Raw genomic sequence first — 22907 nt, forward strand, 5'->3', positions numbered from 1 at the left:
GCCTCTTGTGCGTATTTGTATCATCAGGCCTGCTCGCTCTGATTGATTTCATTGATCATGTCCGCAATGTTTGCGGCCAGCTGTTCCACTTTTTCGCTGCTGCGTTCCCGGATCTCCACCATTTTTGGGGGCGATGCCTTTGCCGTGGATCCCTCATCCGGCCCCGGCCGGGTTTCAGGGTATTCTTTCTGATGGCTGAAAATCGAATCGATTTCTGTTGCAAACTGCAAAAACGCTTTTCCCGCCGGGGCGTTGATATCCTCTAAAACCACAGGCACCTGATGATCCATGGCCCGGATCACGGTATGATCTTCCGGAATCCTGGTAAGAAAAACCAGATCCGACAACCGGTTGAAACGCTTTTTTTCCAGAAAGGCCTGAATATCTGATGAATTTTCACAGGCATTGACAACAAATCCAGCGATGCGCAATGGGGTATGATGAATTTTACGGATATAATGGATCAGCTTGAGCAGACACTGGCAATCCGTGTCTGAAGTTCGGTGCAAACTGATGGGAACAATGAGTCCGTGTCCCGCCGTCAGGGCTAAAACGCTTAAAAACCCGAAACCAGGCGGTGCATCCATGATGATATAATCATATAGCGAACCGACTTGTTGATGCAGCATCTGTTTTAACAGGGTGGGACCGGCCGCTTTTCCGGACAGGGACCGGGCCGCAGTAAACAGGTTGAAATCAGCCGGAACCAGATCCAGCCAGGGAAGACGGGTTTTTACGATGGCATCTGCAAGAAACGTCTTTTTTTTCAAAACCGATGCTAAACTGCGGCCATGGGTTGCATCGGTTTTTCCCAGCCATGACGTGGCACTTGCCTTGGGATCGCAATCAATGATCAGCACTTTTTTTTCATACAATGCCAGTGCCGCACAAAGATTGACGGCCACGGTTGTTTTACCGATACCACCGGTCACACCTGAAACTGTCAGAATCGTACCCATAATTTATCTTATGTAACACAATTTGAAAAAAGATCAATCCCCATCCTTGATGTCCGGTTGAAATAATCGCACAAATATATGATACTTGATTTTTTTATGCCCACGGCTCACAGGAGGTCTTTTTAACTTGGCCCTCACATCTGAAACCCGGAACCGGGTTCAGGCATACCTTGATTTTCTGGTGGTGGAAAAAGGATTGTCCGCAAACAGCCTTACTGCCTATGGCACGGATTTGACCCGGTTTCTGGATTTTCTGGAATCCCAGCAGATGTCATCTTTGGATCAGGTGGATCTCACCGTGATCCTGGCATGGCTGATTCATTTGACCCGCAGCGGCCTGGCCCCCAAATCCCGGGCCAGACACCTGATCACCCTCAGGGGACTGTTTCGGTTTTTAGTGACTGAAAAATATCTGTCCATCAATCCGGTCAAAGAAGTGGACATCCCCAAATCCGGCCGATCCCTGCCCGAAATCATCACCATCCCCGAGGTGGCCGCACTGCTGGATACCATCGATACCACGCATCCCAGGGAACTGCGCAATGCCGCCATGCTTGAAGTCATGTACGGGGCCGGGCTTCGGGTGTCTGAACTTATTTTCCTCAAAATCCAGGATGTGAATCTGGATGCCAACCTGGTGCGGGTGACGGGCAAAGGAGACAAGGAACGGATGGTGCCCATCGGCACGAAGGCCGCCGACATCACCCGCCAGTGGAAAGACCGGGGCCGGCCCCGGATGCTCAAAACCCTTAACAGTCCCTACCTGTTTGTGGCCCGGGCGGGAAAACCCATGACCCGCCAGGGGTTCTGGAAAATCATCAAAAAATACGCGGTCCAGGCCGGCATTTTCCGCAACGTCACCCCGCATACTTTGCGGCATTCTTTTGCCACCCATCTGCTGGAAGGCGGGGCTGATCTCAGGTCCGTCCAGACCCTGCTGGGGCACACGGATATTTCCACCACCCAGATTTATACCCATATTTCCAGAGATTATCTGCTGCGCATGCATCAAAGATATCATCCCCGGCGGTAAGGTTTTTCAAACCGGCAACAGGTCTTGATTGTTCCAGCGGGTTTATGGTAAGACAGGCGGTCAATACCACCTTAACACCCGATATGGAAAATCAGCTTATGACCCGACCGGACCCTGTCAGATCCGCCCTGTTTCAGATATCCAGGCCCATTTTTGTCACAAAAAAAAACAACGGGCCGCACATGTCCCATGACCTGCCCGGTCCGCGTTCAGGACAGACAGAAAAATCCCAAGCACTTCCTTTTGATGGGTTTGCACCGGCAATCCCTTTGTCTGCGCTGGGAGACCCCGCATTCACGGCCCGGCACCATCTGAAGTATCCCTATGTGGCCGGTGCCATGGCCAACGGGATTGCTTCCGTGGAAATGGTACAGGCCATGGCAAAAAACGGGATGATCGGTTTTTTCGGAGCCGGCGGGCTGTCTTTATCAAAGATTGAACAGGCAGTCGTCACCCTGACGTCCCGATTAAAAGACGCGCCTTTTGGTTTCAACCTGATCCATTCCCCGACGGATTCAGACCTTGAAACCGCCACGGTGCAGCTATACCTGAATCACGGCATCCGGCGGATCAGTGCCGCCGCATTCATGCGCATGACCCCAGCTCTCGTTTACTATCGGGTCAAGGGCCTTCACAAAGACATGGACGGACAGGTGAAAGCCCCGAATCAGGTGGTTGCCAAAGTTTCCCGGATCGAGGTGGCCCGGCAGTTTTTCGCTCCCCCGCCCCGGAAACTGGTACACATGTTACTGGAAAAAAAATGGATCACCCAGGAAGAAGCGGATCTGTCCCGGTTCATTCCCATGGCCCAGGATTTGACCGCAGAAGCCGATTCCGGGGGACATACGGACAACCGCCCGGCCCTGGCCCTTCTTCCCACCATGCTGGCCTTGAAACAACAGTGCATGGATGAATATCATTATACGGATCCTTTGTGTGTGGGACTGGCCGGCGGCATTGCCACGCCGGAATCCGCGGCAGCGGCCTTTGCCATGGGTGCGGCCTATATCCTCACCGGGTCCATCAATCAGTCCTGCGTGGAGGCAGATATCAGTGATGATGTGAAAACGCTTCTGTGCCAGGCGGAACAGGCGGATGTGGCCATGGCTCCGGCAGCCGACATGTTTGAAATCGGTGCCCGGGTCCAGGTGTTGAAACGCGGGACCCTGTTTGCCATGCGGGCTGAAAAACTGTATCAGTTGTACCGGACCTATGCCCGGTTTGAAGATATTCCTGAAAAACAGCGTCAGGAAATTGAGACCCAGTTGCTGAAAACCGATTTTGAGCGCGCATGGCAGTCCACCCGCGCGTTTTTTGAATCCAGACACCAGCCGGCACAGATACAGAAAGCCCAAACGGATCCCAAACACAAAATGGCGTTGGTGTTCCGTTCCTATCTGGGGCAAAGTTCCCGCTGGGCCATCCAGGGAATACTGGAACGCAAAATGGATTACCAGATCTGGTGCGGCCCGGCCATGGGCGCATTCAACCAGTGGGCAAAAAACAGTTTTCTGGCCGGACCGGAACACCGGAAAACTTCTGATCTGGCGTTGAATCTGCTGTTTGGTGCCAGTGTCACCCTTCGGGCCATGATGCTGAAAACCCAGGGTGTGGTCCTGCCCCCTTCGGCCACGGCCGTCTATCCCATGAAAAAAAACGACATTCTGGCTTTGGCCGGATCTTTGCCTCAAAGCGACTCCATGGCAGCGGATCCCATGTAAAAGTTTTGTCAAATCCTTTGTCATCGCATGATTTCTTTGTATCAGATCCGTATATTTCGCATTGAACCCAAAAAAATCTTAGGTTGATACCAGCGTTTATGACACAGCAAATAAAAAATACCGACATCGCCATTATCGGCATGGGATGCATCTTTCCCGGATCCGTCAACCTCAAGGCGTTCTGGCACCTGCTATACCAGGGTGTGGATGCCATCGAGCCGATCCCGGCAGATACCCACTGGCCGGTTAAAGACTATTTTGATGAAGATCCATCCCGGCCGGACCATGTATATTGTTCCCGGGGCGGATTTATTCCGAAAATCAATTTTGATCCCACGGTTTTCGGCATCCCTCCCAACAACATCAATGCCACGGACACAGCCCAGCTGCTGGGACTTCAGGTGGCTAAAATGGCGCTGGAAGATGCCGGGTATCCCAAAGAACACCCGTTTCTTTCCTCGGCCCGGGTCAATGTGATTTTAGGGGTGACCGGCACCCAGGAGCTGGTGATTCCGCTGGGCGCCAGACTGGGATATCCCATCTGGGAAAACGCCCTGGACGATGCAGGTGTTTCACCGGAACAAAAAGACAGGATCTGCCGCCGGATTCAGTCATCTTATGCCTCCTGGCAGGAAAACTCTTTTCCCGGACTGCTGGGCAATGTGGTGGCCGGCCGCATCGCCAACCGGTTCAACCTGTCCGGCACCAACAGTGTCAGTGATGCGGCCTGTGCCAGTTCTCTGTCTGCACTGCATTCCGCTGTCATGGAACTGTCCGCCGGCAAATGCGACATGTCCATCACCGGCGGGGTGGACTGCCTGAACGATATTTTCATGCACATGTGTTTCGCCAAAACCGGAGTGTTGTCCCATACCAGTGATGCCCGGCCTTTTTCCAAAGATGCGGACGGCACTGTTTTAGGGGAAGGCATCGGCATGCTGGTGCTCAAGCGATTGCCTGACGCCCGGAAAGCCGGGGACCGGATCTATGCGGTCATCAAGGGTGTGGGGACTTCCAGTGACGGGAAAACTTCCGCTATTTATGCGCCGGATGCCGCCGGCCAGATCAAGGCACTCAAGGATGCGTATCACCAGGCAGATATCGATCCGGCCAGTGTGGGTCTGGTGGAGGCCCACGGCACGGGGACCCGGGTGGGGGACAAGGTGGAATTCACGGCATTGAACGCCTGCTTCACCCCGGAAACGACCCCTTCAAGGATTGCCATCGGATCCGTGAAATCCATGATCGGGCATACCAAAGCCGCTGCCGGGGCCGCCGGGATCATCAAGGCCGCACTGGCCCTTCACCACAAAGTGATCCCGCCCACCCTCAAAGCCCAGGATCCCGACCCGGAACTTGCCATCAACCAGTCTGTTTTTTATCTCAACCACCGGTCCAAACCCTGGGTTGCCGGCACAAACGTCATGACTCCCCGCCGGGCCGGTGTGTCCGCGTTCGGTTTCGGGGGCAGCAATTTTCATGTGGTTTTAGAAGAACAGACGTCAAAGAAAACCCATGTTTCCTGGGATGGCTCGGTTCAGATCGCCGCATTTTCAGCCAATGACACCACCACGCTGCTGAAAAATCTGGAAACGTTTAAAAACAGTCTCACGCCCGATTTTTCACCGGATGATGAAGAAATGCAGCATCTTGTTTCCCGGGCATGTGCCGACTCCAGGAACACCTTTGACACCCGGGATAATTTTCGCCTGCTCATGGTCCTGGAGAAATCAGATGATCCCGTTGCGTTGACAGCAAAGGCCCGGGATCTGGTTGAACAAAAAAAACCCGGAACCGGACCCATATATTTTGAATCCGGCCCCGTTCAGGGAAAACTGGGTTTTCTGTTTCCCGGACAGGGCAGCCAGTATCCGGATATGGGCAAAGACCTGTTTGCAGCTTTTCCTGAAGCCATGGCCGCGCTGGATCTGGCACAGGACATCTTTAAAGCCCATTCCCCGGACCCCGGGGATCCGGCCACCCCTTTTCCGGATCTGGCTGAACTGATGTTTGCACCGCCGTTGCATCTCCAGAAAAAATCCGTAACCGAAACCCGGCTCAGACAAACCCATGCGGCCCAGATGAGCATTGGGGTGGTCTCCCTTGCCATGATCCAGGTGCTCAAACGGTTCAATGTCCTGCCGCACATGACCTGTGGCCACAGTTTCGGGGAATTGCCGGCCCTGCATGCCGCCGGATGGATGGATGACACCACCCTGCTGAACCTGGCGGCCGTCCGGGGAAAGCACATGGCCCATGCCGGTGACACGGGAACGGACCGCGGCAGCATGCTGGCGGTTCAGGCCCCTTTGACCGACATTGAAACCTGGATCAAGGACCGGTTTTCCGACCTGGTGCTGGCCAACCAGAACAGCCCGGATCAAGGCGTTCTGTCCGGCCCGACTCCGGCAATTGACCAGGCTGTGACATGGTGCCGGAAAAACAAGATCCGATGTGTCAAACTGCCCGTGGCAGCCGCGTTTCACAGCCGCCTGGTGGCAGATGCCGCGGCCCCGTTCCACGAGTTTGTGGCGGATCAGCCCATTGCCCCCACAAAAGTTCCCGTGCTGTCCAATACCACGGGAACCTTGTATGACACCGACCCTGACACCGTTAAATCGCTGTTGGGGCATCAGCTCATGCACCCGGTATGTTTCAAGCAGAACATTGAAACCATGCGCGACAAAAACGTGCGGTTTTTCATGGAGATCGGTCCCAAAACCGTTTTAACGGGGCTGACAAAAAAAATACTGGCATCCGATCCAGTCACTGTGATTGGGCTGGATGGCTCCAGCGGAAAAAAATCCGGGCTCACGGATCTGGCTCATGGGTTGTGTCATCTGGCAGCCAAAGGTTTTGACGTGGATTTGACCCCATGGGAAGACCCCGTGCCGTCACTGGCCTTGAAACGCATGCGCATAAAACTATCCGGTGCCAACCCCAAACCCGTGGTTGAAAAAACATTGCCCCGACCTTTGAATCATTCTGAGCCCCGGACGGGATGTTGCGCCTGCAAAACCGATGTCCCGTCTTTGCCCGGGTCTGCCCAAACCATGAAACAACACCGGCCGGAAACAAATCCGGCGGATCAACAAGGACCTGTTATGCACCCGTTGTCATCATCGTCACCTGCCCCGCAACAAGAATCAAACACAAAAGCCTCCGCCCGGTCCGGGACAAATACCGGACAGGCCATGCACCTGGTTCACAAAGGGCTTGAAGCCATGCAGGCATTGCAGGCCCAGACCGCCCGGGCCCATGAAAAATTTCTGGATACCCAGGCCCGGGCCACCCAGACCCTGGCAGCCATGATGTCACACACCCGTGAATTTGTGGATGGCATCTCTCCGGTGCCGGACACTAGTCCTGTGATGACCCGGCCGGCGGACATCCCCGCACCCCTGCCGGCGAACAGCCCCGCGGCCCAGCCGGCGGACAGGCCCGCGCCCCGGCCGGCAGCGCCTTTGCCGGAGCAACCGCCCTTGCGTGAAAAAATGAATACCACCGCGGTCCCCAGGCACACGCATTCAGATCCGCCCGTGACTGCAGCCCCCTCCCCGGCCCGTGCGTCTGCAAAAATTCAGTCTGTTTTGTTTGACATCGTGAGCCGTCTGACCGGGTTCCCCGAAGAAATGCTGGAACCGGACATGGACATTGAATCGGATTTAGGGGTGGATTCCATCAAAAAAGTGGAAATCATTTCCGAACTGGAAAAACACCTGCCCGACACCCGGGGCCTGACCACGGAAAACATCGGCACGGCCAGAACCCTGGCCGATATCTGCCGGGCCATTTCATCTGAAGTTTCTGAAACATCTGATGCACAATCTTTGGACACGGTGTTTTCCGACACACCGGGCTCATCTGAATCTGACATACCTGAGTCTGACACACCTGGCCCCGCTGCCGGGGCTGCTGCCGGAACCGCTGCAGTGACCGATACCCAGACCGCTGGGACGTCGTGTTCAGACCCGAGCGCTGATTCCCGGGTGATGGATGTGATTGTCACCATCATCAGTGAACTGACCGGGTTCCCCGAAGAAATGCTGGAACCGGGTATGGACCTGGAATCGGATCTGGGGGTGGATTCCATCAAGCGGGTGGAAATTTTATCCCGGCTGGAACAAACGCTGGGAGACACGGCATCCCGCCTGTCCGGAGATGACATGGCCGGGTTGAAAACCATCCGGGACATGGTTTCCTTTCTGGATCAGGCCCCGTGTTCGCCGGAACCTGACGTAAAAAAAAACGCTTCACCCGGGGATGATGCCCCAAAACCGCCTGAAAACCCGGATTTGACCCGTCAGACCATCCATCTGGAAAAGATTCCCATCCAGCAGGTCCGTTTTTTTAACGGCTCAAAAATCCAGGTGCCAAAAACCGGAAAAATCTATATCACCCGGGATCAGGCCGGCATGGCCGACCCGTTGATACAGGCATTTCACAAACACGGCCAGAACGCGGAACTCCTGGATTTTTCATCTGAAAACATCCCGGATCTGACCGATGCCGCCGGTCTGGTGATTATCCAGAATCAATTGTCTCAGACTGACAACGCTGACGCCATTGCATTTTTAAAGGCCGCGTTTGCCCTGGTCCATAAAAACGGCCGCCATCTTCAGACCTCTGCCGCGCAAAAAGGGGCATTCCTGGCAACCGTCACTTTTTCCGGCGGAGGGTTCGGGATTCCGCCCTACGGGTTTGACACCCTGCCGGCGTATGGAGGCCTGGCCGGTCTGGCCAAAACAGCGGCCCTGGAATGGCAAGACGTGCTGTGCCATGCCCTGGACCTGCCCAATGATCCAGATGCCTGGGTTGAATGCGCCGATGCAGCCGCCGCATTGATGATGACCAAAGGACCTGTGGAGATGGGGCTGAGCAGGGATCATTGCCGCATCCCCACCCTGGAGACGGTACCCGTCCAGCCGGGCCGTTTGAACTTTTCACCCCATGACGTGGTGGTGATCACCGGCGGTGCCAGAGGGGTGACCGCCGCCTGTGCCGAAGAACTGGCAAAAACCGGTCCCTTGACCCTTGTTTTGCTGGGAAGATCCGCCCCTCCCTTTGATGAACCGGACTGGGCAGAATCCCTGTCTGATCCGGGTGAATTAAAAAAAGCGATCCTCACCCATGAATTTGCCGAAAAAAAACCCACCCCGGCCGACCTGGAAAAAAGATTTCAAGCCATTTGTGCCAATCGCCAGATTCAGCAGACCCTGGCACAAATCCGGTCCCATGGATCCGACGGGGTGTATGTTTCCACGGACATCCGGCAGCCCAACGCGGTTCAAACGGCCCTGGATCACATCCGCAACCGATTTAATAAGCCCATTGCCGGTATTATTCACGGGGCCGGCGTACTGGAAGACAAATGGATTGTGGATAAACATCCGGACCAGTTCAACCGGGTGTTTGACACCAAAGTCGACGGATTGAACGCATTGATTCAGGCCACACAGACCGATCCGTTGAAATACATGATCGTGTTTTCATCCATTGCGGCCCGAACGGGAAATCCGGGCCAGTGCGATTACGCCATGGCCAATGAAGTGCTCAACAAATGCATGGGGGACATGGCTGCAAAAAAACCTGACTGCAAATGCCTGGCCATCAACTGGGGGCCCTGGGACGGGGGCATGGTCCATGACGGGCTCAAACAGGTGTTTGCCAAAAAAGGGGTGGGCCTGATTCCCATATCCGCCGGTGCCCGGCAGCTGATCCGGGAGATGGCAAACCCGGAGCCCAATCACACGGAAATTGTCATTACGGCGCCGACAATAGATCTGAAACAGAAAAAACCCCCGAAGCTGTCTTTGGTCAGCCAGATGGTGATCAGCCGTAAAACCGTTCCCATCATCACATCCCACCGGATCAATCATGAACCCGTGGTACCGTTTGCCCTGATGGCTGAAATCATGGCCCATGCAGCGGAAAAAAACCATCCGGGTCTGGTGTTGACCGGACTGGATGACCTGCGGCTGTTAAAAGGCATCCGGCCTGCCAACCGGGACGTCCGGCTGGCCGTGAACGTAAGCCGATGCACCTGCACGGATACCCGATACCTTGTTTTAGTGTCTTTGACATCTGTGTCTGACGACAACGATTGTGTCACCCATGCCACGGCCACGGCCGTGTTGAAAAACACCCTGCCGGATCCGCCCGTGTTATCCGGCAAAAACCGCATGGACTTAGGCCCCTGTCAATTGAGCGTAAAAGCCGCATATGAAACCGTTTTGTTTCACGGCAAAGATCTTCAGGCCATTACCGCGATTTCCGGCATCTCTGAAAAAGGGATCGAAGTGACGGCCTCAATGGCCCCTTCCCCGGACCACTGGTTTGACACACCCGTTCAAACCGGCTGGACCACGGACCCGCTTTTGGTGGATGCCGCGTTTCAGGCGGCCATCCTCTGGACCTGGGAAACCCGGAAACAGGTTTGTCTGCCCAGCTTTGTGGCCGGACTTCGGATTTATTCCTCGTTTCGGCAGAAGCCGGCCGACAATGCCGGCATCCAGATCCGGTTTACCGTCAATGAAAACACGGATCATCAGATCAAGGGATATTTTACCTTTTCTGACGATCAGGGCAATGTGACAGCCAGTATCATGGGATTTGAAGCCGTGGTGGACTCGGCCCTGCATGACAAGTTCAAGCCTGAACCGTTGTTTGACAAAAAATCCATCCTGGCCTTTGCCCAGGGAAACCCGTCCGACGCATTTGGTGCCAGATACCAGATTTTTGACAAAGACCGTCAGATCGCCCGCCTGCCCAGGCCCCCCTATTTTTTCATGGACCGGGTGTTGACGGCGGATCATGTCCCCTGGCAGATGCAGCCGGACGGATGGATTGAAACGGCATACGATGTGCCGGCCGATGCCTGGTATTTCACGGCCAACCACACCTCCACCCTGCCGTTTTGCATTCTGCTGGAAATCGCGTTGCAGCCCTGCGGTTGGCTGGCTGCCTATGCCGGCTCCGCACTGCACAGTGAGGACAGGCTGCATTTTCGAAACCTGGGCGGCACGGCCCGATGCATTCAGGAAATACCCCGGGACGCCGGCACCCTTTTGGTCCGGGTCCGGATGACCGATGTATCCAAGGCCGGGGACATGATTCTTCAGTCATTTGACATGCAGGTGAGCAATCATGGCCAAACAGTCTATGAAGGCACCACCCGTTTCGGATTTTTCACGGCCCAGGCCCTGGCCAGTCAAAAAGGCATCCAGAACTGCGCGCTGGTTTCCGACACCCCCGCTGTGCCCCGGGAACCCTTTAAGGTATTTCCATCCGTTTCTCCCCGGACACCGGCGGATCTTTCCATGGACCCGGACACGGGCATGCCTGCGGATGCCCTGCGCATGATCGATGCCATTGAGGTGATGGATCCATCCGGCGGCAAATTCAACCATGGATATGTCCGTGCCAAAAAAACCGTGGATACCAAAGAATGGTTCTTTGACGCGCATTTTTATCAGGACCCGGTCTGCCCGGGATCTCTGGGCATTGAATCGTTTTTGCAGATATTGCGGTATTATTTACTGGAAACCTTTTCCATGGATCCGTCCACCCATGCCGTGTCACCGGTTTTGGGGGATACCCATGAATGGGTGTACCGGGGGCAGATCATCCCGACCCACAAAGAGGTCACCATTCACACCCATATCCGTCAGGTATCACAGGAAAACGATATCTATGCGGTAAAGGCGGACGGAGCCCTTTGCGTGGATGGCCGGGTGATCTATGAAATGAAAAATTTCGGACTGGCCTTTGCGCCCGTGGGGCTTAAAAAAACCAGGGATCACCTGACCCGCATTTTTGCCCCCGTATAGATATCTGCATCCGGGGCCAGGTTGTTTAACCGGCGCAGCCGGTCAACGGTGATGTCGTATTTCTGGGAAATACGCCACAGGGTTTCCCCTTTTTGAACCGTATGATACAACGCATCCGTCTCAGCGGTTTGCGCCGGGGCCGCGGGTTTTTCAAGGGCCTTTTTTTCTTTAATTTCCGGACTCGCCGTAAGGATGGGCTTTTTTGCCTCGGTCAGTTGTTTTTCTATACCCGCCACCTGCCGGGTCAATGTATCCACTTTAACCTGAACGCCGGACTCCAAAGCGGCGACCTGTCTGCGGATCTGTGCCAGGGCCGCATCCATATCCGTGTTTGGACGTGCGGCTTTGTCCGCGATCACAGCCAGTTTAGCGTCCATTTTTGAGGTCAAGGCGGCAAGCGATTGTTCCAGGGCTGCCAGGCGGGTTTCCATCTCCTGAATCCGGCTGGTTTCAGGAGGAGACGATGCCTGTTCGTTTTGGGATCCTGATGACAGAAAAAAAACAAAAAAAACGATCAGGGTCACGATCAAAGCCCCGGCAATAATCAGGGTGGTATCGTTTTTTTTAAACATTGATGTGCTGACACCCCAGGGGCCGGCACTGGGTTCCGCTTTTTTCCGGTTGGTATTGGTCTGGGTGGTGGGAATTTTTGAGGCGGGTTTTTCCTTTTGTTTCATTTTTCTCTCCTCACCTGTGACATCAGGTTGTCCAGCGTTGTCAGATGGTGTGTGGTCCACCATAGTTTTAACCAGTCTTCGACCAGAGCGGTCAAACGAATTTTACTGTTTACGGGTTTTTTTTCTGCCAAAAGGGTTTCCAGCCGGCGGCACGCGGCCAGCACGCCCGTGTCGTTTCCCTGAAAGTTTTCGTCCAGCTGTGTATAGATATCCAGTGCCTGCCTGTAATACCCTTGGGCTTCATAGGTTTTTGCCAGTTCCCGGGTATGATACGCATGGTTCATATCCATTTCCTTTATTTATTTTTCTGTTTGAAAATTAATTCATCCGGTGCTGCCATACCCTGTTCATGTTTTGCCAGATGTCTGACGTATTCAATATCCTGTTTCAACCGCAGGATCTGATTTTCTATCCGCTGGTTCTCCTGTTTCACAATATCGATCTGGGCGGATACGGATGCTTTTTGCCGGTTAAGCTGACGAAAATCCTGAATCCCGTGGGTGGAGAAAAAAATAAAGACCAGAAACAGCCCCATCAGAAACAGTGTCAGATATAAACCGAATTTTTCAATGCGCCCCATGGGAATCCTTTTTTTTCAAATGGTCATCCAGCCTGTGCCTGATCATGCTCAGTTCCGGCAAATGCAGCAATTTGGCCCCGATCCATACAATGGCCATACCCAGCAACACACAAGCCATCACTTTTATCCCCAATAACAGCTTTCCCTCGGTATCAGAAAAGAGAGGCTGTTTTACCCACTGGATTGAAATGATCATTATAACAGATAAGAAAAAGGCTCTGCAAGCTGAAACCAGAATACCTGTTTTTGAGACAACCACCCCTGCCAGAGGGCGGCTCATCAAAAAAAAGAATCCGGCCATGGAAGACATCGTCACGGCCAGTGCCAGGCCCTGTGCTCCCATATAATACATCAGTAAAGGAGCACACACCAGATTGGTGGTCATGGATATGATTCCGGCATAAAAAGGATCCCGGGAACTGTTCAAGGCATAATGCAGGGTCACGAACAGGCGGGTGCCGATAAAAGCGCCGATGCCCAAGGCCAGATACAGCAGACAGTCAGCCGTCCGTGTGACGGCTGACGTGTCAAAAGCACCCTGGCCGAACAACAGCCGGACAATGGGTTCGCGTAAAACCATCAGTCCGGCCATGGCCGGGACGGCCACAAACACGGCCAGCCGGACCCCGGCATCAAACACGTCGCTGATGTCCTTAATGTCTCCGGCTGCCGCTTTTCTGGAAAAAAAAGGCAGCAGCACCGTGGAAATTGACACCGCGATCAGGGCCACGGGAAACTGGACCAGGCGGTCGGCATAATACAGAAACGACACACTGCCATCCACCAGAAAAGAAGCGAGAAAAGAGATCACCAGCATATTGATCTGATACGGGGCCGCCCCCACCATACAAGGCACCATGTTTTTGATACTGTCCATGACCGGGGGATGACACCAGACAAACCGGGCCGGTTGAAACAATTTGTACGGGACCATGAAAGGGATCTGAAACATCAGCTGAATCCCGCCCCCTGCCATCACTCCGACAGCCAGCCAGATCACGGGTTCAAACACCTGCTTTGGCACGGTCAATGCAAACGCAATCACCACCAGATTAAAAACAAGGGGGGTGGCCCCGGGCACACAAAAATGACCCAGGGTGTTCAACACGGCCATGCACAAAGAAATCATCATAATGACCCAGAGATACGGCATCATGATTTTAAACAGGGTCAGGGTCAGAGTAAACCGATCCCCGCCGGGCGCAAATCCCGGCGCCATGAGATGCAGCAACCAGGGGGCCAGCAACCACCCGGCCAGGATCAGAAATGCACTCAAAACGGACAAGACCCCTAACGCACTGGTCACCATTGTCACGGCCTCATCTTGTTGACCGGTTTGAATGGACCGGGAAAAAGGGGGCACAAAAGAGATGCTGAAAATGCCGTCGCTGAACATTTTTCTGAGCAGGTCAAAGGGCCGGAATGCGATAAAAAAAGCGTCACTTGCGGCCGTGGTTCCGATCATCATGGCGATGAACGCATCCCGGATTACCCCGAATATCCGGCTTAAAAGCGTTAAACCGCTGATTGCGGCCGTGTGTTTGATCAGGGCCATGACAAAATTATCCTTGACAGGAAAGCAAAATTTTTGTAGATATTTGGTTTTGAAATATCTAATTTTTTAAAATTCAACCGACGAATACAAGGAGTGAACGTAAATTGGCCAACCACAAATCCGCAAAAAAACGGGCAAAACAGAACCTGGTCAGACGACAGAGAAACAGATCTGTAAAATCCACGCTGAAAACATTGGAAAAAAAGTTGCGTGCGGCCAAGGCATCGGGGGATGATGCCACCATGGAATTGATGCGGCAAAACCAGTCCGCCCTTCAAAAAGCCTCCCAAAAAGGCATTATTCATAAAAATACCGCTTCCAGAAAAATTTCAAGACTTTCCAAACTTGTGCACGCGTAAATAACAAAGACAGGATTTACCCGGGGTAGATCCTGTCTTGTTTTCAACCGTTTTTCTCTCGTTCAAAAGTTGGCTGACATCTGGCTGACAAGCCGTTCCGCCATTCGTTCCGCAATGATTTCCAGAGCATCTCTGATATTGGACTCATCATCGATATTGTCCGAACCCACCGTGAAAGACTCTAACGCGGAAAAATTATTCACGGACCAGATCACTTTTTTATCAGGTGACAGCAACGCCACATCCACCACGGCTCTGACCCGCCTTTCCGTCACTGTTTCCGTGGAAGACCGGGACAGGGTCGCAAACGTGATGGCGGTTATTTCTCCTTTGATCAGATAAGCGGCATTTGCCGGGTCCACCACGGTAGTATCGGTCCGGTCCTGAATTTCACGGATCAATTCATTGGTAAAATCAATGCCGGCCCGGGTCTGGGCCGTTCGATTGGTAAACACTTCCACACCCACCCGGGTCACCCCGGGATGAACGGGACCCCCTCCCTCCAGGCGATACCCGCAGGCGGACAGCACAAGCAGCCCGCCTGCGAAAAAAAGCATCAATGATTTCATGGAACAGGTCATATCACACCACAATGTTTACAAGAATTTGTTTTTTGTTGACCAGAATGATTTTTTTAACGGGCTGATCCTGAATATGTCTGACCACATTTTCATCCGCCAGGGCCGTTTCCTTGATGACCGCCTCACTGGTGTCCGCGGCCACGCTGAATTTGGCGCGCAGTTTACCGTTGACCTGAACCACCACCAGGGCCTCGTCCGTTTCCAGGCTGTCTTTGCGAAATTTCGGCCAGGATTGCGCCAGCACACTGCCTTTATGTCCCATTTTTTCAAACAGCTCTTCACAGAAATGCGGCACAAACGGGCTGAGCAGCAGCACCATGTTGTTGATGGCAGCCAGCACCACGGCGTTTGTTTCCGGGTCTGATGTATCCAGATCAATGGTGTACAAAGCGTTCACCAGTTCCATGACCGCAGCGATGGCCGTGTTGAAATGAAAGCTTTCATCGATATCCGCCGTGACCTTTTGAATGGTCTGGTGGGTTTTGATGTACAAGGCTTTGGCCGCCGGGTTTTTCAGATCCCCGGCCGGTCCGCTGAACGGGGCCACCTGTTGGGTGTCGATTTTTTCCATGCATTCCAGGACCAGGCGCCACACCCGGTTGATAAACCGGTGGCTGCCATCCACCCCGTCTTCACTCCATTCCAGGTCCCGTTCCGGCGGGGCCGCAAACAAACAGAACAGCCGGGTGACGTCTGCCCCGTATTTTTCCAGCAGGTCATTGGGGTCCACCACGTTTTTCTTGGACTTGGACATCTTGATGACCCGGCCGACTTCCACATCCTTGCCGCAACGGGTGCAGACAAAGGCATCATCCCCTTTTTTCCGGGCCTGTTCCGGAAACAGGTACCCATGCTCGGGACAGGTCATGGTCTCCTTGCACACCATGCCCTGGGTGAGCAGCCGGGTGAACGGTTCCTTAAAGTCCACCATGCCGAAGTGATGCAAAACCCGCATAAAATATCTGGAATACAAAAGATGCAGCACGGCATGCTCCACCCCGCCGATGTACTGGTCCACGGGGGCCCAGTATTTGACGGCATCCGGATCAAACATGCCGCTTTCATACCGGGGAGAACAATACCGCAGATAATACCAGGACGATTCCACAAACGTGTCCATGGTATCCGTGTCCCGCCGGGCATCTTCTCTGCCGCATGCCGGACAACGGGTCTGCTTGAAATAATCCAGGGTGGGCAGAGGAGAGCCGCCTTTTGCCAGCAGGTTGGCATCTTCAGGCAGGGTAATGGGCAGATCCGTTTCCGGAACGGGCACCACCCCGCAGTCCGGACAGTGGATCACGGGGATGGGCGCGCCCCAGTAACGCTGCCGGGAGATGCCCCAGTCCCGCAGCCGGAATGAAACCGCTTTTTTCCCCCGGCCCTGCGCTGCCAGCCAGTCCGTGATCGCTTCCATGGCCGTGTCATTGTCCATGCCGTTGAATCGGCCGGAATTGACCATCACCCCGGGGCCGGCATATGCGGCTTCCATGGTGTCCGGGTCCAGGGTCTCGCCGTCAGGCTGCACCACCACCCGGATCTCAAGATTGTATTTTCTGGCAAAGTCAAAGTCCCGCTGGTCTCCGCAGGGCACGGACATGATGGCCCCCGTGCCGTATCCCATGAGCACGAAATTGGCCGTATAGATGGGGATTTTTTCGCCCGTGGCCGGATTGATGCAAAACCGCCCCGTGAACACCCCTTCTTTTTCATATTTTTCCAGGCCTTCCAGAGACCGTTCCTGGGCCGCCACTTTTTCCACAAAATCCGCCACAGCTGCGGCCTGATCCGTTTCCTGACACAGGGTTTCCACCAGGGGGTGTTCCGGTGCCAGGCACATGAACGTGGCCCCGAAAATCGTGTCCGGCCGGGTGGTAAACACCTCGATTTCTTCGTCCATGTCCGCGACCTGAAACTTGAGTTCAGAGCCGACGCTTTTGCCGATCCAGTTTTTCTGCATCACCGTGACCTTGTCCGGCCATCCCGGCAACAGATCGCAGTGTACCAGAAGATCTTCGGCAAAATCCGTGATTTTAAAAAACCACTGCCACAGTTTTTTCTGGTGAACGGGCTGGGAACACCGCCAGCATTTGTTCTGTTCCACCTGTTCATTGGCCAGAACGGTCTGGCATTTTTCACACCAGTTGACAAAGGATTCCTTGCGGTATGCCATGCCGTTTTCCAGCATCTTTAAAAACAGCCACTGTTCCCATTTATAATATTCCGGCCGGCAGGTGGCGATCTCCCGGTCCCAGTCATAGGAAAATCCCATTTTTTTGAGCTGGGCCCGCATGGCCCGGATGTTGTCATAGGTCCAGGCCGCCGGATGGGTGTTATTGTCAATGGCCGCGTTTTCCGCAGGCATGCCGAATGCATCCCATCCCATGGGGTGAAGCACGTTGTATCCCTGCATTCTCTTGTACCGCACCACCACATCGCCGATGGTATAGTTGCGCACATGACCGATATGAATTTTCCCGGACGGATAGGGAAACATCTCCAGCAGGTAGTATTTTTCCTTCGAAGGATCTTCCGTGACCTTGAAAAGTCCCCGGTCTTTCCAGAAAGCCTGCCATTTGGGTTCCACATCCGCAGGGTTGTACCGTTCCTCCATGTTTCTTTTTTCCTTTCCCACGCATCTTAAAACATCTGTTTACATATTAAAACCCAATAGATGCCACAACCCTGGTCAAATAGCAAGGGATAGAAAACCCGGGATTAAATAAATGAACGTAGACACATGGGCTTCCAGATTACAGGAAATTCAGATGATAAGAAACACGGTTGCACCCGGTTTCGGCAAACAGGTTACTCTTTGGAAGGAGAGGTGTTCTCGTTATCCGGATCAGAATTGTTTTTTTTCTCCAGTTTGCGTTGTCTTTTTTCCTCTTTTTTCTTTTTCTTTGCCATTTCTTTCTGGCGCTTTTCAAATGAATAATTTGGCTTGAACAATATTAAATCCTCATTAATGGTTTGGGTTTTGAACTCACATCGACCTATTTAGATATCCTGATTGGCCCATAATGTCAAATTTCCAGATATCATGGCTGCCACCAATAAAGGATAATTACTGTTGAATGCGGTCAGGGAAAATAATCAGTGCTGTCAGAAGTTCAGACGGATCGTATGTCCCCGATTTGCAGCCCTTTCAACTTCCCGGCAAACCAAAAGTATCAGAAATGCAAAATTTTGCATTTCTGATATTTTCAAAAACAGCTCTAAGAATAAATACGCCCAACCCTTTGCCAGTCAAGGAATTTCAGAGATTTCGAAAAGATCCATGGCCGGTTACCCCACCGATATTTTTTTCATCCGCCCATGCCATGGTCATTTTGTCGGTCAATAAAAAATAATGAACCCGGCTGATTTCTGCTGGAAACACATAGATACCGGACGTTTCCAGCTGGATCATATGGTTGAAAAAAACAGGATTGTCGGAAATGCAAAAATTTGCATTTCCGACAATCATCAAATGATACATGCCCTTAACCCGCACGGGTAAAGGGATTTGCTGAAAATCAACAATCTGACATGCCTGACATTTTCACCTGCATTTTGAAAACGCATGCAGGGATAATTATTGTTGGCGAGCACAATTTTTAACGCTACAGTCAGGAGCAGTAAGGGCTTCCACTGACCTTTGTAAATGTTAAAAACTTTGCTATCGCACTGTTTACAGCAGTGGCTCGGCCCTTGCTGTCCCCTGGACTGCAAGGTTGTGTGCAGATCTATATCGTTATTAAAATTTCAAGTTCGTCGTTGCTAAAATGAAATTCTTTTTTAAATTGTTCAATAAGCTTTGTATCATAAGCACAGCCAGGATAAACTATTTTCAAAAATGGTTTTAATGGAATAGCCCGGTTTTTTAAAAGTTCTTTTTTAATAACTTTCATATAATTATGACCATAACTAAATAATGAGTCTGGTGATTCTCTTTTCCAAATTACACCATTCCGTAAATCACATTTATTTTTCATTTCCACTTTACTATCTGGGTGATAATCGCATGTATTAAAGGAATCACAGTTTTCTTTAATGTCTTTTCCACCCCAGCATCCAAATTTTCTGGTTTGCTTAAAATGTTCAATGGTTCGCTGGCAACTTATTAAACCATTCTTTTGACCACCATATGGTGCTTTCATCCAAGGGTTTCGAAATGTCCCATTTGGCAGTTTAAGGTTTATTTTTTCCATGAAATTAACAATATCTGACGTTTTGTAATTGCCTTTTGTATTATTATATTTATCCATTAAAAACGTGAGAAATGCTGGGTGTGTTTCTATTGATTTCGTTCTTAGTTCTTCGATGTGATTTTCAATAGAACTTGATTGTAAAGGAAGTGATTGATTTTCAGATAAAGATGAAAATAGGTTTTCCTTGTGAGACTGATAAGTTTTTACAGTTAACTCACTAGTTGTATTCCGATCTTCAGGTAATTCTAGTAAGCGGCGTATGACCATATTTGGAGTTGTTTCTTTGAAAGGTATCGCAATTTCACCTAATTTTCTGTATACATCATTGTCGACTTCAATTTTATTCATAATTATTCACCCCCATAAATAATTGTTAAAATATCCTCAACTGTATAAACTTCACAGTAGATTATTTTAACTGTACAGTCAACTTAAAAATTTAACTGATTGAATAAAATTGATTCGTTTTCAAAGACACATAACAAGTTCATGAGTAGATCAGCACACCCTTCACAATAAGGTTACCTAACTGTATATCATGCTAAAATGAAAAAAGGGCAGAAATGTATATCATCTTTACAGCTGATCTCTTTTCATTTTTAAAACAGAACAAACAAAATCAGATCTGCATTTTTTCCAGTTGTCATGTCTCACCCATCTTGCAATCTTTGATTCGGGTCACATACAACCCTGAAAATCGGCTAAAGCGTACACTATTCGGTATCCATTCCCAAGTACTTCAAGAACAGTCTGTCTCTGGCTACTGATTCGGTGGACCATCGATAGCTGCCCATGGCAGTCTGTACCTTTGTGGTTTCAATGCAATCGAACCAATCCAAGATCTGAGCGAGAGAGCGTTGTGCAAGCCAGTTTCCCAATTTTTTTTCGAGCTTGATAAGTGATTTGGTTTTTCCGGATTCATTTTTCCCGAACTTGGCCTGTACTTCCTTTATTTTTTTCATCAGGAAACAATGATAGCCCAGCGAGATAAATTGTGTGAATTGTCTTCCGCGCAGATTGTCCGGGTACCATGTGCGCGGTCGCGCACCGTCGAGTCTCCCTTTTTGCACGGCAAAGAGTTCTTCAATTTTTTCTCGCAACCGATAGTTTTCAAGTGCTGTAAATGTGTCCATAGTCTGATTGCTGACCAGAGCGAAATAACCGAAGTACCTCTTTGCTTCGGTAATGGCTTTATCATTGAAGCCCACCTTAAGCTGCCCCCCACGCCCCTTTTTGGAACAGGTCAGGTACTTGTCTATTTTCTTTTGCGCAGATGGCGTGAACTCGGTTTCTCCTCCTTGTATTTGCGCCTTCAGTTCAAGCAGATCCTTACGGAAGGCGAGTTCTTTCTTGGCTTCGTTGTCCGGAGAATAGTAAACATGCACATACAGGCGGCGCGAGAACGTTTCTTTCTCACCTGCAACTTTCCTGTTGCGTGATCGCTGGCGTGTCCGGCTGAACTGGTGCATTCTGAGCGAAGTTGCTCCGCAGATTGACGGGTCGAAAGGACAAGTGCTGGCCATACCCGCTATTGTTGCACGGAGCGTATCAATTGTCTCGCGGACCCATATAATATTCGGATCAACCAGCGTCAGAAATTTCACATTGCGCAAAGCGAATTCCATCATGTTTTTCTGGCTGTAGTAGCCGTTATCGGTGACGATCAGAGGTTTTTCCAGATTGAGACACTTGAGTTGTGTCAAAGTGTTTTCAATGGAGATCACATCCGGAATATTACCGGGTTGCTTAGAGAAGGCTATCGGTTCGCCAGCCTTGACGGAATATAAGGTCAAAAGCTTGATGGTGTTGAGTCCGTCGCCATCCTTGTTGAATCCCTGTCGTGCCTCCGACTGATTTTCAGAATAGGTCGAAATAGTGGTAGAGTCAAACGCCAGCATAGGAGACTTCCCCAGGTGTGCCGCCCGAGCTGAAAAATAGCGCTGAACGCCTTCCTCATTGCGACCAATATCCTTAAACAGGCTACCATAGACGTCCTCAGTGATCGCTTCGCGATATGGAAGGGGGTGCATCACCTGCCAACTCTCAAGACGTGGCAGCGTGTTGCCACCGGAACCAATCCAGTAGCGCGCGATAGAAAGTATCTTTGCCGCATCACCCTCGCTGAATGAAGCACATACATCATTATCAATGCCGGAAACCTTGCCAACCCATTCCAGTATGTCCGTGAGGCCGGTATGCCGACGTGTTGCATCGACAAGGCCTCCTTCGCCTTTATGTTTTTTCGGACGAGTCGGCAAAATTTTTTGTGTTCCAGCCTTGATTTTCCCTTTGAGTTTCTGACTGACCGTATAGGTCTTTCTGGTTTTTTCGTCGTAGGCTGTAACCCGTTCATAGACGTAAATATCCCCATTCGGACGCTTTTCACGCCGCTCACCGACGTGAGTTTTTCCTGTTATTGGTTTAGCCATGCATAAACCCCCTTTAAAGTGTGCGTATGTATATAATACAAACACGTTAAAAGAGCAAGAAAAAAGCATGACTTTTCAAACAATTAGAGCGTTTGGTGTTGTGTTCTTTATTTAAGGTGTGCGCTTTATCCGATTTTCAGGATACAACCATTAATGCCCTATCATGAACAAATCAAAACCTCAACAATCATATTTGATATCTGCGAGCGGCCCTCTATGCCGGCGCTATGATCTGCCCAATGAAAAAATTGTTGGGTGTCGATATATCTGATAACCAAGCCATATATCTGTTTTTTTTAAAGGCCCGGGTGTGGTATGTAAACGTCAACAGGGGTTCAACAGCAATAAGAAACGGGGATAATCATTTCCCCGGCCGAAGGAAGGGTCCCTGAAATCGGTATCAGGTCCGGTCTTACCCTGCCCGGATGCTGTTTTCTTTGATGCATAGACTAAAAGGAGCATGGCCATGCAATCATACATCCCCGGGTATATCAGGGCCAGGCAGACGGGGCGGCTGAAACAGGCCATTCAACAGGCCGTGGATCCGCTGTCCTCCTGCACTCTGTGCCCCCGCCGTTGCCGGGTTGACCGGACCAGAGATGAAAAAGGGGTTTGCAGTACCGGGAAAAAAGCGGTGATGGCCGGTTTTTTCCCGCATTTCGGGGAGGAACCGCCACTGGTCGGGCACAATGGTTCAGGCACCCTGTTGAAACTGATCCGATAACACCGGACTATAATGATAGATGATCACCAAAATCACCGGCTTGCCCGTGTGCATTTTTGTTGTTAACGATCTGATTGCGTCTTGTTGAATATTATCTTACCGAAGAAAATTAATATTGTGGTATTTCGATGGAATTATAAAAAATTATATTGTCGATTAATACTAATATGCAAACATCAAAAATATATTTAACATATATAAAATATTGGATTTTTAATCAGATTAAAGATTGATTTGTTCTGTAAATACTAATATTTAATAATTAGTATT

The 22907-nt window shown here is 51.2% G+C and carries 15 protein-coding genes; 5 read left to right on the forward strand and 10 right to left on the reverse strand.

Translation table 11 applies throughout. From position 1 onward, the window contains the following. Positions 1-23: 23 nt before the first annotated feature. Entirely contained in the window at positions 24-959 is a 936-nt protein-coding gene (locus K365_RS26545; RefSeq protein WP_024334678.1) for a ParA family protein, read from the reverse strand. A gap of 127 nt (positions 960-1086) precedes the next feature. Between K365_RS26545 and xerD the strand changes: the two genes are divergently transcribed. The 3 genes from xerD (at position 1087) to K365_RS0111560 (ending at position 11542) form a co-directional block, all read left to right on the forward strand. Continuing rightward, entirely contained in the window at positions 1087-1992 is a 906-nt protein-coding gene (gene xerD / locus K365_RS0111550; RefSeq protein ID WP_024334679.1) for a site-specific tyrosine recombinase XerD, read from the forward strand. Positions 1993-2090: 98 nt separating this feature from the next. Beyond that, positions 2091-3713, forward strand: coding sequence for a PfaD family polyunsaturated fatty acid/polyketide biosynthesis protein (locus tag K365_RS0111555; protein ID WP_051147837.1), 1623 nt, complete (start codon positions 2091-2093; stop codon positions 3711-3713). Positions 3714-3811: 98 nt separating this feature from the next. Beyond that, positions 3812-11542, forward strand: a complete 7731-nt coding sequence (locus K365_RS0111560; protein WP_024334681.1) for a type I polyketide synthase — start codon at positions 3812-3814, stop codon at positions 11540-11542. Here K365_RS0111560 and K365_RS26550 read toward each other — a convergent pair. Genes K365_RS26550 through murJ form a run of 4 tightly spaced genes read right to left on the reverse strand, consistent with a single transcriptional unit; the run spans position 11512 to position 14354 of the window. Beyond that, on the reverse strand, positions 11512-12219 hold the full coding sequence (locus tag K365_RS26550) for a LysM peptidoglycan-binding domain-containing protein (RefSeq protein WP_024334682.1): 708 nt from the start codon (positions 12217-12219) through the stop codon (positions 11512-11514). The two genes, K365_RS0111560 and K365_RS26550, sit on opposite strands and share 31 nt — an antisense overlap. Further along, a complete protein-coding gene (locus K365_RS0111570) occupies positions 12216-12503 on the reverse strand; it encodes a hypothetical protein (RefSeq protein WP_024334683.1) in 288 nt (95 codons plus the stop codon). Before K365_RS0111570 ends, K365_RS26550 begins: the two co-directional genes overlap by 4 nt. Positions 12504-12514: 11 nt before the next feature. After that, positions 12515-12799: an FtsB family cell division protein gene (locus K365_RS0111575; protein WP_024334684.1), complete on the reverse strand. Its 285-nt coding sequence runs from the start codon at positions 12797-12799 to the stop codon at positions 12515-12517. Continuing rightward, positions 12786-14354 (reverse strand): murein biosynthesis integral membrane protein MurJ, encoded by a 1569-nt coding sequence (gene murJ, locus K365_RS0111580; protein ID WP_024334685.1) that lies wholly within the window; start codon positions 14352-14354, stop codon positions 12786-12788. Before murJ ends, K365_RS0111575 begins: the two co-directional genes overlap by 14 nt. Before the next feature lie 104 nt (positions 14355-14458). Here murJ and rpsT point away from each other — a divergent pair, with 104 nt between their 5' ends. After that, complete coding sequence (rpsT, locus tag K365_RS0111585) at positions 14459-14713, forward strand: 30S ribosomal protein S20 (protein ID WP_006965096.1); 255 nt, start codon at positions 14459-14461, stop codon at positions 14711-14713. Positions 14714-14775: 62 nt separating this feature from the next. Here the strand turns inward: rpsT and lptE are convergent, their stop codons facing one another. The 5 genes from lptE to K365_RS0111615 all read right to left on the reverse strand — a co-directional run bounded on the left by lptE (position 14776) and on the right by K365_RS0111615 (position 21913). Continuing rightward, complete coding sequence (gene lptE, locus K365_RS0111590; RefSeq protein ID WP_245569164.1) at positions 14776-15270, reverse strand: LPS assembly lipoprotein LptE; 495 nt, start codon at positions 15268-15270, stop codon at positions 14776-14778. A gap of 25 nt (positions 15271-15295) precedes the next feature. Beyond that, positions 15296-17905: a leucine--tRNA ligase gene (gene leuS / locus K365_RS0111595; RefSeq protein WP_024334687.1), complete on the reverse strand. Its 2610-nt coding sequence runs from the start codon at positions 17903-17905 to the stop codon at positions 15296-15298. Between the two features lie 645 nt (positions 17906-18550). Further along, positions 18551-18772: a hypothetical protein gene (locus tag K365_RS0111605; RefSeq protein ID WP_024334688.1), complete on the reverse strand. Its 222-nt coding sequence runs from the start codon at positions 18770-18772 to the stop codon at positions 18551-18553. 247 nt (positions 18773-19019) lie between these two features. Continuing rightward, positions 19020-19832, reverse strand: coding sequence for a hypothetical protein (locus K365_RS0111610; protein WP_024334689.1), 813 nt, complete (start codon positions 19830-19832; stop codon positions 19020-19022). A 365-nt stretch (positions 19833-20197) separates the two neighbouring features. After that, entirely contained in the window at positions 20198-21913 is a 1716-nt protein-coding gene (locus K365_RS0111615) for an IS1634 family transposase (protein ID WP_024334690.1), read from the reverse strand. Positions 21914-22379: 466 nt separating this feature from the next. On the opposite strand from K365_RS0111615, the gene K365_RS0111625 reads away from it, so the two are divergent. Then, entirely contained in the window at positions 22380-22637 is a 258-nt protein-coding gene (locus tag K365_RS0111625) for a hypothetical protein (protein WP_024334691.1), read from the forward strand. The last annotated feature ends 270 nt before the right edge of the window (positions 22638-22907 follow it).

Origin of the sequence: Desulfotignum balticum DSM 7044 (assembly GCF_000421285.1) — a bacterium.
Lineage (GTDB): Bacteria > Desulfobacterota > Desulfobacteria > Desulfobacterales > Desulfobacteraceae > Desulfotignum > Desulfotignum balticum.

Excerpts from the sequence above, each read along its gene's own strand:
- K365_RS0111615 (WP_024334690.1), bottom strand. The coding sequence starts at position 21,913 with ATGGCTAAACCAATAACAGGAAAAACTCACGTCGGTGAGCGGCGTGAA.
- K365_RS26550 (WP_024334682.1), bottom strand. The coding sequence starts at position 12,219 with ATGAAACAAAAGGAAAAACCCGCCTCAAAAATTCCCACCACCCAGACC.
- lptE (WP_245569164.1), bottom strand. The coding sequence starts at position 15,270 with ATGCTTTTTTTCGCAGGCGGGCTGCTTGTGCTGTCCGCCTGCGGGTAT.
- K365_RS0111605 (WP_024334688.1), bottom strand. The coding sequence starts at position 18,772 with ATGTATCATTTGATGATTGTCGGAAATGCAAATTTTTGCATTTCCGAC.
- murJ (WP_024334685.1), bottom strand. The coding sequence starts at position 14,354 with ATGGCCCTGATCAAACACACGGCCGCAATCAGCGGTTTAACGCTTTTA.
- K365_RS0111625 (WP_024334691.1), top strand. The coding sequence starts at position 22,380 with ATGCAATCATACATCCCCGGGTATATCAGGGCCAGGCAGACGGGGCGG.
- leuS (WP_024334687.1), bottom strand. The coding sequence starts at position 17,905 with ATGGAGGAACGGTACAACCCTGCGGATGTGGAACCCAAATGGCAGGCT.
- K365_RS0111575 (WP_024334684.1), bottom strand. The coding sequence starts at position 12,799 with ATGGGGCGCATTGAAAAATTCGGTTTATATCTGACACTGTTTCTGATG.
- K365_RS0111570 (WP_024334683.1), bottom strand. The coding sequence starts at position 12,503 with ATGAACCATGCGTATCATACCCGGGAACTGGCAAAAACCTATGAAGCC.
- K365_RS0111555 (WP_051147837.1), top strand. The coding sequence starts at position 2,091 with ATGACCCGACCGGACCCTGTCAGATCCGCCCTGTTTCAGATATCCAGG.
- K365_RS26545 (WP_024334678.1), bottom strand. The coding sequence starts at position 959 with ATGGGTACGATTCTGACAGTTTCAGGTGTGACCGGTGGTATCGGTAAA.
- K365_RS0111610 (WP_024334689.1), bottom strand. The coding sequence starts at position 19,832 with ATGAATAAAATTGAAGTCGACAATGATGTATACAGAAAATTAGGTGAA.
- K365_RS0111560 (WP_024334681.1), top strand. The coding sequence starts at position 3,812 with ATGACACAGCAAATAAAAAATACCGACATCGCCATTATCGGCATGGGA.